The sequence below is a fragment of the Mycobacterium sp. GA-0227b genome (assembly GCF_001499855.1).
Taxonomy (GTDB): Bacteria; Actinomycetota; Actinomycetes; order Mycobacteriales; family Mycobacteriaceae; genus Mycobacterium.
In genome coordinates this window covers 160,571-172,862 of record NZ_LQIK01000006.1, presented here as the reverse complement: position 1 = coordinate 172,862, position 12,292 = coordinate 160,571, and the positions used below count along the sequence as shown (strand labels likewise).

10 protein-coding genes are annotated in these 12,292 nt (G+C 64.6%); 3 read left to right on the top strand and 7 right to left on the bottom strand.

Annotation, left to right across the window (positions count from 1 at the left end; genetic code table 11):
- Positions 1 to 37 precede the first annotated feature (37 nt).
- Positions 38 to 382: a hypothetical protein gene (locus AU185_RS07660; RefSeq protein ID WP_059098629.1), complete on the bottom strand. Its 345-nt coding sequence runs from the start codon at positions 380 to 382 to the stop codon at positions 38 to 40.
- 681 nt (positions 383 to 1,063) lie between these two features.
- Here AU185_RS07660 and AU185_RS24555 point away from each other — a divergent pair.
- Positions 1,064 to 2,422, top strand: coding sequence for an acyltransferase family protein (locus AU185_RS24555; RefSeq protein WP_082683781.1), 1,359 nt, complete (start codon positions 1,064 to 1,066; stop codon positions 2,420 to 2,422).
- Here the strand turns inward: AU185_RS24555 and AU185_RS07645 are convergent.
- The 6 genes from AU185_RS07645 to AU185_RS07620 form a co-directional block, all read right to left on the bottom strand.
- Positions 2,310 to 5,177 carry an MMPL/RND family transporter gene (locus AU185_RS07645; protein ID WP_059098626.1) on the bottom strand — a complete coding sequence of 956 codons (2,868 nt, stop codon included), beginning with the start codon at positions 5,175 to 5,177 and terminating at the stop codon, positions 2,310 to 2,312. The two genes, AU185_RS24555 and AU185_RS07645, sit on opposite strands and share 113 nt — an antisense overlap.
- 113 nt (positions 5,178 to 5,290) lie before the next feature.
- Positions 5,291 to 5,683 (bottom strand): DUF5078 domain-containing protein, encoded by a 393-nt coding sequence (locus AU185_RS07640; protein WP_082683791.1) that lies wholly within the window; start codon positions 5,681 to 5,683, stop codon positions 5,291 to 5,293.
- A gap of 44 nt (positions 5,684 to 5,727) precedes the next feature.
- Positions 5,728 to 6,075 (bottom strand): DUF732 domain-containing protein, encoded by a 348-nt coding sequence (locus tag AU185_RS07635; protein WP_059098625.1) that lies wholly within the window; start codon positions 6,073 to 6,075, stop codon positions 5,728 to 5,730.
- Complete coding sequence (locus AU185_RS07630; protein WP_059098624.1) at positions 6,072 to 8,978, bottom strand: MMPL/RND family transporter; 2,907 nt, start codon at positions 8,976 to 8,978, stop codon at positions 6,072 to 6,074. Before AU185_RS07630 ends, AU185_RS07635 begins: the two co-directional genes overlap by 4 nt.
- A complete protein-coding gene (locus AU185_RS07625) occupies positions 8,975 to 9,403 on the bottom strand; it encodes an MmpS family transport accessory protein (protein ID WP_059098623.1) in 429 nt (142 codons plus the stop codon). Before AU185_RS07625 ends, AU185_RS07630 begins: the two co-directional genes overlap by 4 nt.
- Positions 9,404 to 9,563: 160 nt before the next feature.
- Positions 9,564 to 10,160: a TetR/AcrR family transcriptional regulator gene (locus AU185_RS07620; RefSeq protein WP_082683780.1), complete on the bottom strand. Its 597-nt coding sequence runs from the start codon at positions 10,158 to 10,160 to the stop codon at positions 9,564 to 9,566.
- Between the two features lie 54 nt (positions 10,161 to 10,214).
- On the opposite strand from AU185_RS07620, the gene AU185_RS07615 reads away from it, so the two are divergent.
- Positions 10,215 to 11,051, top strand: coding sequence for a mycofactocin-coupled SDR family oxidoreductase (locus AU185_RS07615; protein WP_059098622.1), 837 nt, complete (start codon positions 10,215 to 10,217; stop codon positions 11,049 to 11,051).
- An 8-nt stretch (positions 11,052 to 11,059) separates the two neighbouring features.
- On the top strand, positions 11,060 to 12,265 hold the full coding sequence (locus AU185_RS07610; RefSeq protein ID WP_059098621.1) for a cytochrome P450: 1,206 nt from the start codon (positions 11,060 to 11,062) through the stop codon (positions 12,263 to 12,265).
- Positions 12,266 to 12,292 lie beyond the last annotated feature (27 nt).

Below are 12,292 nucleotides of genomic sequence, written 5' to 3'. Positions count from 1 at the left end.
GCCGGCAGCTGCGTGATCGCGATGTGGCAGACGGAATCTAGTCCGACGATCGGCCGCTGTCATCGGACTCTTCGGAGTCATCGGAGTCGTCGGAGTCATCGTCGTCGCTGGAGTCATCGGAGTCGTCGCCGTCGTCGGAGTCATCGCCGTCGCTGGAGTCGTCAGAGTCGTCGCTGGATTCGTCGCGGTCGCCGGACTCGCCCCGACCGCCGGACTCGTCGAGTCTGTCCGCGAATTTCGTCAGCAGCCGGGCAAGTTCGCGCGCTTCGTGCGGGGCCAGCGAATCATCGAACAACCGCTCGCCATCTTTGGAGGCGCGCTCGAGATAAACCTCGTTCTCCTTCGCAGCGACGTTCCACTGGCCGCCCTCCCGATCTGCCATTCGCTGCCCCCTCCGAGCGATCTTTTTACATCTGTCGCCTACGCTACTGCGTTCTCGCCGAATTGTGAGCGAACTGCTGTAGCGCAAGGGAATCGATCACCTCCGGGCAGCGCGTCAAAGTTGGGACCGGTAGGCACGCTCACGGCGTTTACTGATCTCATCAGCAACGTCCACCAATCCTGACGAGAGGTTTTCACCATGAATCGAGCCGCGCGATCGGCAGCAACTGCACTGATGTTCGGTGCCTTGGGGGCGGCCGGCATCGGGCTCGGGATCGGTACCGCCGAGGCGGCGCCGCCCTCAGGCCCCTACACCTGGTGCCCGGGGGACGACCCTCGGGGCGGACCCGGCGGTCCGTTCGTTTCGCCAGGCCCACCGAACTGGGACTGGAACGTGTGCCACACCTATTACACCGTCAACTGGGGTCAGGGAAACGTCTCGCTGACGATCTGGGATGGGCCGAACCCGCCGCCCGATAATCGAGGCCCCATTCTGCCGTGCTCGCTTCTTGACACCAGAGGTTGCGGACGGTAAGTGCGGGCGGCTGCCGTCGCGCTCGACGCTATTGCGGTTCCGGTAAACGCCAACCCTTTTCACTGCACGGAGGGCGTGGCACCGCGGTGGAGCCGACGCGTAGTACTACTCAAGCCCGCCGGCGGTGTCTCGGGGCATCCTGATTGCATGCCGCTCACCACACCCGTGTCCGCAGCCGACAAACTCGCCGCCGAAACGCCGCCGGACCGCGACCGCGCCGTCGACGTCGCCCGCCTGGCCGCACTCGTCGTCGTCATGTTCGGCCATTGCGCGCTGCTGCTGGCGACCATCGACGCCGGGGGCGTCAGAATCGGCAACATCCTCGGTGAGATTCCCGCGCTCGCCCCGGTCACGTGGGTGGTGCAGGTCATGCCCCTGTTCTTCCTGGCCGGCGGCGCCGCGGGCGCATACGGGTGGCACGCGGGCAAATCGTGGGGCACCTGGTTGTTCGCCCGCGCGCAGCGGCTGTGCCGACCGGTCTTCTGGTACCTGGCGGCCTGGTCGCTCGGACTGCTCGCGGTGCGGTTGACGCTCGGCGCCGAATCCGCCGCGGACCTCGGCCGCGAATCGGTCGCACTGCTGTGGTTTCTCGGCGTCTACCTCGTCGTGCTCGGGTTCGTACCGGCTCTGACCCGCCTGTCGACCGGCCGGGCCGTCTCGGTGGTCGTCGCCTGCCTGCTGGCCGCCGCCGCAGCGGTGGACGCGATCCGGCTCTCTGTTGGAACCCCGATGGCGGGTGTGGCGAACTTCGTCATCGTCTGGCTGATCCCTGTCGTCTTCGGTGTCGGTTACGCGCGCCGGCTGATCGGCCCGCGCATGGCGCTCGTGGTCGCGGCCGTCGCGCTCACCTCCCAGACAGTGCTGGCGATGGTCGGGCCCTACGAGATCTCGCTGGTCGTCACCGGCACCGAGCACCTGTCGAACGTGTCTCCGCCCACGCTGCTGCTCGCGTTGCACTGCACTTGGATGTCGGCCGTTTTCATCGGCTGTGCGGGGGCGATCCGGCGGTGGGCCGAGCGGCCCCGGGTCTGGTATGTCGTCGCGATCGGAAACGGGGGAGCGATGACGCTGTACCTCTGGCACATCGTGGCGATCGCCATCGCCGCGTTCTCCCTGCACCTGGCGGGCCTCGACGCGTATGACGTTGATGCAGCAGGCTTTTGGACTCTGCTCGCACTGCGGGCGGTTGTGTTCGCCGTCATCATGTTCGCAATGTTCCGGCTGCTCTCGCCGCTCGAGCATCGCCGTCTTCCGTGGTGGGACGCACCCGTGGGGGCGACCGGTACCCGTTCGACCGTCGCCGGTGTGCTGACCATGGTGGCAGGCGTCGCGCTGGTGCTGCTGGCCAAGAACGGCCTGACCCCAGGGATGGGATGGACGATGCTGGGCTGCTTTACCGCGTCGGCTGCGATGGCGCGGGCCACGGCACAGGCTTGGGCCGGGGCCGGACCCGCTGCGGCCACCAGAACCAGCGGCCGAGCAGCGCGGCGATCGACGGTGTCATGAACGCGCGGATCACCAGGGTGTCGAACAGCAGGCCCATGCCGATGGTCGTGCCGACCTGCGCGACGACCGTGAGCGCGCTGACCGACATCGAGATCATCGTGAATGCGAAGACCAAGCCCGCCGCTGTCACCACCGATCCGCTGCCGCCCATGGCGCGGATGATCGCCGTGTTGATGCCGGCCGGCAGCTCTTCTTTCAATCGTGCGACCAACAGCAGGTTGTAGTCCGCGCCGACCGCCAACAGGATGATCACGGCCATGGCCATGACCATGAACTGCAGTTCGATGCCGAGGATGTGCTGCCACACCAGGATCGACAGGCCGAACGACGCGCCGAGGGACAGCACCACGGTGCCGACGATGACCGCGGCCGCGACGAGGCTGCGCGTGATGATCAGCATGATCGTGAAGATCAGCGCGAGCGCGAGGATCGCCGCGATCATCAGGTCGTAGCTGTTGCCTTCCTCCATGTCCTTGAACGACGCAGCGGTTCCGCCGAGGTAGATCGTCGACCCTTCCCAGGGCGTGCCTTTGATGGCCTCCTTGGCGGCGAGTTTGATCGCGTCGATGCGTTTGATGCCGTCGGCGCTGAGCGGGTCGCCCTCGTGCTGGATGATCATCCGCACCGCGTGACCGTCGGGCGAGATGAAGTTCTCCATCCCCTTCTTGAACTCTTCGTTGTCGAAGATCTCCGGCGGCAGATAGAACGTGTCGTCATTCCACGCCTCGTTGAACGCGTCACCCATCTCGGCCTGGTTCTCGCCCAACGCAGCCTGCTGGTCCTGGAACCCGGACTGGCTGGAATGCATGGTCAGCATCATGGTGCGCATCGTCTTCATCGACTCGATCTGCTCGGGCAGCAGCGCCCGCAGTTGCGGCATCAGCGCATCGAGACGCTCCAAATCCGGCAGCAGTGCCTGGATGTTGTCGGTCATCAGGTTCATGCCGTCGATCGTGTCGAAGATCGACCGCATCGAGGAGCAGACCGGGATGTTGAAGCAGTGCGGTTCCCAGTAGAAGTAATTGCGGATCGGGCGCAAGAAGTCGTCGAGATCGGCGATGTAGTCCCGCAACTCGACGACATGGGCGGTCATGGTTCGGGTCTTTTCGACCATGCTGTGCGTCGTGGCGTTCATCTCGCCCATCAACGCCATCATTCTGGTCATCGTGTCGATGTTGGTCTGCATCTCGTCGGCCTGCACCAGCATGTCGGCCATCCGGTCCTGCGAGTACTTGCGGTTCAGGTCCTGGTTGACGCCGCCGAGGCTGAGTTGCGCCGGGATCGTGCTGAACTCAATGGGTTTGCCGTTCGGGCGGGTGATCGCCTGGACCCGGGAAATGCCCGGCACCCGGAAAATCGCCTTCGCGATCTTGTCGATCACCAGGAAGTCCGCCGAATTGCGCAGGTCGTGATCGGTTTCGATGAGCAGCAATTCGGGGTTCATCGTGGCGGGGGAGAAATGCCGTTCGGCCGCTGCGAAGCCCTGGTTCGCGGGCAGGTCCGCAGGTAGATACAGACGGTCGTTGTAGTTCGGCTGGTAGCCGGGCAGCGCCAGCAGTCCGACGAGGGACAGCGCGACCGTCGCCAGCAGGACCGGTCCCGGCCAGCGGACAATGGCGGCACCGATCTTCCGCCAGCCGCGAATGCGCATGGCGCGCTTGGGCTCCACCAACCCGAACCGGCTCGCGACGGTGATGATCGCCGGCCCCAATGTCAACGCGACCAGCACCGCGATCGTCATCCCGACCGCCAGCGGAATACCCAGAGACTGGAAGTAGGGCAGTCGGGTGAACGAGAGACAGAACGTCGCGCCGGCAATCGTCATGCCCGAGCCCAGCACCACGTGAGCGGTGCCGCGGAACATCGTGTGGAAGGCCTGCTCGCGGTCTTCGCCTATCGTGCGCGCCTCCTGATAACGCCCGATGAGGAAGATCGCGTAGTCGGTCGATGCGGCTATCGCGAGCGTGACGAGAAGGTTGGTCGCGAACGTCGATAGGCCGATCAACTCGTGATAGCCCAGGAACGCCACCACACCGCGGGTGGCCGCGAGCGCTAGAAAGACCATCACCAGCGTGATGAGCATCGTGGCGATCGACCGGTAGACCAGCAGCAGCATCGTGATGATGACGGCGAACGTGACGAATTCGATGATCCGTACGCTGCGGTCGCTGGCGATCTGCTGGTCGGCCAGCAGCGCCGACCCGCCGGTCACGTAAACCTTCACACCGGGCGGCGGCGGAAGACCGTCGACGATCTTCTGGACGGCCTCCACCGACTCGTTGGCCAGCGCCTCGCCCATGTTGCCGGCCAGATACGCCTGGACGTAGACCGCCTTGCCGTCTGCGCTCACCGCCGCGGCTTCGGTCAGCGGGTCGCCCCAGAAATCCTGAATGTGCTCGACGTGCGCGTCGTCGGCCTCGAGCCTGTCGATGAGCTCGTTGTAGTACCGGCGCGCATCATCGCCCAGCGGCTGCTGGCCCTCGAGGACGATCATCGCCGCGCTGTCGGACTTGAACTCCTCGAACACCTGGCCGACGCGCTTCATCGCGATCACCGACGGCGCATCCGACGGGCTCATGGAGACCGAGCGCATCTGGCCGACGACTTCCAGTTGCGGCACGGTCACGTTCAGCACCGCGATCAGCGCGACCCAGCCGACGATGATCGGAATGGCCAATCGCCGGATCCACTTGGCCAGCGGGGACCGTAGGGAATGTCCGCGCTGTTCACTCAATTCCGTGGTCGGAGCGCTCACCAGGAATTCACCTCGGCGGAGCTCCTCCCATGGTTGTCAGGGCTTGGTTGATCAATCCAGGCGGACAGAGCCCGGCGGTTCGGCGGGCTGCCCTGAGTGTGTGTTGAACGCGGCTACCAGTTCCAGATTTCGGGCTGGCTCGGCGGGTAGTTCATGCACACCTCGGTTGCATGCGCGACGACGCCCTTGTTGTTGAAGAACAGCTTGGCCCAGTTGCCCCACCGGGTCGCCATCTGCTCGTAGTAAACATTCGTCGCGGTGTTTTCCGAGTACTGACGACGGCCCGCGTAATCCAACGAGAAGAACCAGTAGATCCGGTCGCGCGCGCCCTTTTGGACATCGAGCGGCCTGTTCTTGTAATCGATCATGTACCGCTCGAAATAGAACGGGTCCTTGTCGCGAACTGCGGCCATGTACTGGTCGACCGTGCAGGTGGTCCTCAGCATCCGGTTCGGGATCGGGTAGTCATCGGTGGCGTCCGCGGCCGCTGTGCCCGGGAAGATCATCGCCGCGCAGCCGATGGTGGCCAACGCGATGGTCGCCTTACGAATCACTGCAAAACTCCTTGATCGCGTGCTTGGTCCAGGATCGGCAGCAGGTCGGGGCAGTAGAAGCGCAGCGCCCCCGCCAGGAACTTCCAGGTCTGCTCCGTGCTGTTCTGACTCCGCGGCAGTTGGTCGCGGACGAAGTTTGCCGACGCGAAGGCGTCCTTGTCGATGCCCTTGCGTTGCCGCTTACAGGTGATCTTGCCGATCCAGGCGTTGTAGTCCTTCTGGCCGTAGATGCCGTAGGTGTGCAGCTCGTTGGTGAAGTCGGTGTCGATGTCCTGCGCCTGTGCGGGCACCGCCAACATCAACGCCGCGGCGGCGGTGGCAACTGCGACGATCAGTCTCTTCATGACTGGGCTCCTTCTGGACCGGACGGCGTCAATTCTCTGGGTCTGGGCCACGGTACGGGTACCGGTCGTTCCCTTACCCGCTGTGGCCACCAGAACCACTTACCCATGAGCGCCGCGATGGACGGCGTCATGAATGCCCGGATGACAAGAGTATCGAACAACAGGCCCAGTCCGATGGTGGTTCCGACTTGTCCGATGACGGTGAGTTCGCTGACCGCCATCGACATCATGGTGAACGCGAATACCAGGCCGGCCGACGTCACGACGGAACCGCTGCCGCCCATCGCGCGGATGATCCCGGTCTTGATGCCCGCATGGAGTTCCTCTTTGAGCCGCGACACCAGTAGCAGGTTGTAGTCGGCGCCGACGGCCAACAGGATGATGACCGCCATCGCCATCACCATCCAGTGCAGCTCGATACCGAGGATGTGCTGCCAGATCAGGATCGACAAGCCGAACGAAGCTGCCAGCGAGATCACGACGGTGCCGACGATCACCGCAGCAGCGACCACGGCCCGGGTCAGGATGAGCATGATCGTGAAGATCAACGCCAGCGCCAGGATCGCCGCGATCATCAGGTCGTAGTTGTTGCCGTCGGACATGTCCTTGTAGACGGCGGCGGTGCCGGCGAGGTAGATCTTGGAGCCCTCCAGCGGCGTGCCCTTGATGGCTTCCTTGGCGGCCTGTTTGATCGCGTCGATCCTCGCAATGCCTTCGGGGGTCATCGGATCGCCGTCGTGGGCGATGATGAAGCGCACCGACTTGCCGTCCGGTGAGATGAAGTTCTCCATGCCCTTCTTGAACTCTTCGTTGTCGAAGACTTCCGGCGGCAGATAGAAGGAGTCGTCGTTCATCGATGCGTCGAACGCGTCGCCCATGGCGGTCGAGTTCTCCTGCATCGCGGCCATCTGATCCTGCAGCCCCTTCTGCGAGGAGTACATGGTCAACATCATGGTGCGCATCGTCTTCATGGTGTCGATCATCGGCGGCATCAGCGTCACCATCTGCGGCATCAACTTGTCCAGCCGCTCCATGTCGGGCAGGAGGTTCTGGATGTCGTCGGTCATCGTGTTGATGCCGTCGAGGGTGTCGAACACCGACCGGAACGCCCAGCAGATCGGGATGTTGAAGCAGTGCGGTTCCCAGTAGAAGTAGTTGCGGATCGGCCGGAAGAAATCGTCGAAATTGGCGATGCTGTCCCGCAATTCGGCCACGTCGACGGTCATGTCCTTCATCTTGGTGACCATGCTGTGCGTGGTGGCCGCCATCTCCTCGGTGAGCGCCGACATCCGCTCCATGTTCTTGATGGTCTTGGACATCTCCTCGGCCTGCACGAGCATGTCGGCCATCCGGTCCTGCAGGTACTTCTGGTTCATCTGCTGGGTGGTGCCCTGCATGCTGATCTGGAACGGAATCGAGGTGTGCTCGATCGGTTTGCCGTCGGGCCGGGTGATGGCCTGCACCCGGGAGATTCCCGGTACCCGGAACACCTGCTTGGCGATCTTGTCGATCACCAGGAAGTCCGCGGAATTGCGCAGATCATGGTCGCTTTCGATCATCAGCAGTTCCGGGTTCATCCGGGCCGGTGAGAAGTGCCGGTCCGCGGCCGCGTAACCCTGGTTGGCCGGCAGGTCGGCGGGCAGGTAGTTCCGGTCGTTGTAGTTGGTGCGATAGCCGGGCAGGGCCAGCAGCCCCACCAGAGACAGCGCGATCGTCGCGACCAGGATCGGTCCGGGCCAGCGCACGACCGCCGCCCCGACCTTGCGCCAGCCCCGCACGCGCATCGCCCGCTTCGGCTCGAGCACCTTGCCGAATCTGCTTGCGATGCTGATGATCGCCGGCCCGAGCGTCAGCGCGGCCAGAACCGATGTGACCATGCCGATGGCCAGCGGCACGCCCATGGTCTGGAAGTAGGGCAGCCGGGTGAAGCTCAGGCAGAACAACGCGCCCGCGATCGTCAGGCCCGAGCCGAGCACCACGTGCGCGGTGCCGTGGAACATCGTGTAGTAGGAGGACTCGCGGTCCTCCCCGGTGCCGCGGGCCTCCTGATAGCGGCCCGTCAAGAAGATCGCGTAGTCGGTCCCCGCGGCGATCGCCAAGGTGACGAGCAGGTTGGTCGCGAACGTCGATAGCCCGATGATCTCGTGGTATCCGAGGAACGCCACCACGCCGCGGGCCGCGGACAACTGCAGCACGACCATCACGAGCGTCAGCACCACCGTGATGATCGACCGGTAGACCAGCAGCAGCATCACGATGATCACGGTGAACGTGAGCGCTTCGATCATCCGCATGCTGCGGTCGCCGGCAATGTGCTGGTCGGCCGCGAGTGCCGCCGGACCGGTCACGTAGGCCTTCACGCCCGGCGGTGGCTGCATCTCGGCGACCATGTCCTGCACCGCTTCGACCGACTCGTTGGCCAGCGCCTCACCCTGGTTACCCGACAGGTAGACCTGAACGTAGGCGGCCTTGCCGTCGCTGCTCTGCGCGCCGGAGGCGGTCAGCGGATCACTCCAGAAGTCCTGGACGCTCTGGACGTGCTTCGTGTCGGCCTCGAGCTTGTCGATCATCTGGTCGTAGAAGGCGCGGGTGTCCTCGCCGAGGGGCTGCTCGCCCTCGAGCACGATCATCGCCGAGCTGTCGGAGTCGTACTCCTGGAAGACCTTGCCGACGCGCTTCATCGCGATCATCGACGGCGCCGAGTCGGGGCTCATCGAGACCGCGCGCATCTGACCGACCGTTTCCAGCTGCGGCACAGTCACATTGAGCACCGCGATCAGCACCACCCAGCCGATGATGATCGGGATCGCGAACAGCCGGATGGTGCGCGGGATGAACGGTCGCTTGGCGTGCCGGACGGGCGGGAACGCGTCCGTGGGGATCTCGTTCGTCGGGGTGCTCATGCGGACTTCACAAAGCAGAAGGTTTGGGCGCTCACGCCGGTGGAGGTTCTTTCGTCCTTGACTTCGTCATCGACGGTGATCCGGCAGGTGATGCTGGTGCCGTCGCCCTGGGCGACGATGTTGGGGGCCGCCGAGGGCGCCGTGGTCTGCAACGTCAGCGACCACGGCAGCGACGCGCCGTCGATTCGTTGCGGTCTCGCGTCGAGGTCCAGATAGTTGATGTCCGCATACGACCCATTGCCGAATATCTCGTACTTGATGACTTTCGGGTCGAACGGCTCGGGATCGTCGGCGAACACCCGGGGGGTGACGAGGATGCCCTCGGCACCGAAGAAGGTGCGGATGCGGCTGACCGTGAACCCGGCAATGGTCACCACGACGATGATGACGATCGGGAGCCAGACCTTTCTCGCAAGTCGGAACATCTACCGTCCCCGCCCGGTGCAACCCATATCCGCCCTCAAGTCGTATTCATCGCTGTGCATGCCCTGTGCGTAACTTAGCCCGTATAAGTTCTCACTGAGCCCCAGGTTAACTCAAGTCATCGTGCTGCTGGTCACCACCGCGTCGACGCTGTGGTCCAGCTCACAATGACTGGCTCTCGAAGCGATCCAGGTAGCGCTCGATGAATGCTTCGGCCTCGGCATGCCCCCGGGTTATGCCGAGCCCCCGTTCGAGCAGCACGATGCGGGCGAGGCTCGTGACGATCATAGACATGACTATCGGCGGGAACGCCTCCACGTCCGCGCCGTGCGCCTTCATCGCCGTCGCCACGACGTTCTCTTCGACCCCACCGAAACGCTCAGCGTATGCGGCGATCTCGCTGCGAATCGCCTTGCGATGGTTGGCCAGGGCCATGAACTCCATGAACAGCCTCGCGCCATGAGTGCTGTTGAGCCGCCACAGCGCGTGAAGGGGTTCCTCGGCGGCCGCCGCCTCGCGCTGGCGCGCCAGGTTGGCCTCAGCGCCTTCCCGCAGCACCGCGAGGAACAGGTCGTCCATGCTCGGAAAGTAGTAGTGCACGAGCGCCGGCTTCACGCCCGCCTTGGCCGCCACCCGCCGCGAGGTGGCCGCGGCATAACCCTCGTCGAGCATGACCTGGGCGGTCGCCTCGATCAGTGCCGATCGAGTCGCCGACTCGCGGCCACCCCTTGACCGGTCGCCGACCGGGCTGCTAGACATGGCGCCAGCCTAAATGTTGGGCGATCGCCCAAACAAGTGAGGGGAGCGGCGGCGATGGCTGGTCGGGTAGCGGGCAAGGTCGCTTTCGTCACCGGTGCGGCACGGGGTCAGGGCCGCAGCCACGCGGTGCGGTTGGCGCAGGAGGGTGCCGACATCATGGCGGTCGACGTGTGCCGGGCGTTCGAGGGTTCACCCGCGGAAGGGTCCACTCCCGCAGACCTCGCCGAAACCGCCGACATGGTCAAGAACCTCGACCGGCGGATCGTCACCGCGCAGGTCGACGTCTGTGACTTCGACGCCCTGGCGGCGGTCGTCGACGACGGCGTCGAGCAGCTGGGCCGTCTCGACATCGTCGTCGCCAACGCCGGTATCGGAACGGTCGGTACGAAACTGCACAAGCTCACCGAAGAGACCTGGCGGGAGATGATCGACGTGAACCTCGCCGGGGTGTGGAAGTCGGTGAAGGCCGGCGTCCCGCACCTGCTGGCCGGCGGGCGCGGCGGATCGATCGTGTTGACGAGCTCGGTTGCCGGTCTGAAGGCCTATCCGCACACCGGGCACTACACCGCGGCCAAACACGGTGTGGTCGGTCTGATGCGGACGTTCGCCGTCGAGCTCGGCCAGCACTCGATCCGGGTCAACTCGGTTCATCCCACCCACGTCAACACGCCGCTGCTGATGAACGAGCAGACGTATCGGATGTTTCGCCCCGACTTGGACAAGCCCGGTCCCGACGACCTCGCGCCGATCTGTCAGACATTCCACATGCTGCCGATCCCGTGGGTCGAGGTGGAGGACATCAGCAACGCGGTGTTGTTCCTCGCCTCGGACGAATCCCGTTACATCACAGGCGTTCCGCTGCCCGTGGACGCGGGCAGCTGTCTGAAGTAGAGAAGGCCATGACAGTCATCAGCACCGACCCTGCTGTCTATTACGACCCGTATCGGGTGGACATCGTGGCCGACCCGTACCCCACGTACGCGCGGCTGCGGGAGGAAGCGCCGCTCTACTACAACGAGCAATACGACTTCTGGGCGCTGTCACGGCACGGGGACGTCGAGCGAGCGCTGCTCGACTGGCAGACCTTCTCCAACAGCCGAGGCGACATCCTCGAACTCATCCAGTCGGAGTTCGACATGCCCAAAGGCGTGATGATGATGGAGGATCCGCCGGTCCACACGATGCTGCGCGGCCTCATGTCGCGGGTGTTCACCCCGCGGCGGATGGCCGAAATCGAGGACCAGATCCGGCGGTACTGCGTCAACTGCTTGAACCCGCTGGTGGGTGCCGACCGGTTCGACATCATCGCCGAGCTGGCGTCGATGATGCCCATGCGTGTCATCGGGATGCTGCTCGGCATTCCCGAGTCGGAGCAGGTGTCGGTGCGCGATGCCAACGACGCCAGCCTGCGCACCAAGCCGGGCTCGCCCATGAAGGTGGTGCGGGCCGACAAGATCGCCGACGGCAGCATCTACGCCGACTACGTCGACTGGCGGGCCAACAATCCCTCCGACGATTTGATGACCGCGCTTCTCAACGTCGAGTTCACCGACGAGAACGGTGTGACGCGCAAGCTCACCCGCAGGGAGGTCCTGCACTACACCCAGGTGGTCGCGGGCGCGGGCAACGAGACCACCGGGCGGCTCATCGGCTGGCTCGCGAAGGTACTCGCCGAGCATCCCGATCAGCGTCGGGAAGTGGTGCAGGACCGGTCGCTGCTGCCACGGGTGGTCGACGAGACGTTGCGGTTCGAGCCGACCGGTCACAACGTCGCACGTTTGGTGACACGGGATTTCGAGGCTCACGGACGCGTCGTGCCTACGGGCAGCGCGATACTTCTCATGTTCGGGTCGGCCAACCGTGATCCGCGCCGCTACGACCGCGCGGACGTCTTCGACATCCACCGCGACAACATCAGCCACATCACGTTCGGCAAGGGCGTGCACTACTGCCTGGGTGCCAACCTCGCCCGACTGGAGGGACGCGTCGCACTCGACGAGTTGCTCAACCGCTGGCCCGAATGGGACATCGACTACGGCACCGCCGAACTCGCGCCGACGTCCACGGTTCGCGGCTGGGAGAGACTGGAGGTGGTGCTGCCGTGAAGGTCGGTCCCGGCGGTTTGGAACGAC

Excerpts from the sequence above, each read along its gene's own strand:
- AU185_RS07620 (WP_082683780.1), bottom strand. The coding sequence starts at position 10,160 with ATGTCTAGCAGCCCGGTCGGCGACCGGTCAAGGGGTGGCCGCGAGTCG.
- AU185_RS24555 (WP_082683781.1), top strand. The coding sequence starts at position 1,064 with ATGCCGCTCACCACACCCGTGTCCGCAGCCGACAAACTCGCCGCCGAA.
- AU185_RS07625 (WP_059098623.1), bottom strand. The coding sequence starts at position 9,403 with ATGTTCCGACTTGCGAGAAAGGTCTGGCTCCCGATCGTCATCATCGTC.
- AU185_RS07630 (WP_059098624.1), bottom strand. The coding sequence starts at position 8,978 with ATGAGCACCCCGACGAACGAGATCCCCACGGACGCGTTCCCGCCCGTC.
- AU185_RS07610 (WP_059098621.1), top strand. The coding sequence starts at position 11,060 with ATGACAGTCATCAGCACCGACCCTGCTGTCTATTACGACCCGTATCGG.
- AU185_RS07635 (WP_059098625.1), bottom strand. The coding sequence starts at position 6,075 with ATGAAGAGACTGATCGTCGCAGTTGCCACCGCCGCCGCGGCGTTGATG.
- AU185_RS07615 (WP_059098622.1), top strand. The coding sequence starts at position 10,215 with ATGGCTGGTCGGGTAGCGGGCAAGGTCGCTTTCGTCACCGGTGCGGCA.
- AU185_RS07660 (WP_059098629.1), bottom strand. The coding sequence starts at position 382 with ATGGCAGATCGGGAGGGCGGCCAGTGGAACGTCGCTGCGAAGGAGAAC.
- AU185_RS07640 (WP_082683791.1), bottom strand. The coding sequence starts at position 5,683 with ATGATCTTCCCGGGCACAGCGGCCGCGGACGCCACCGATGACTACCCG.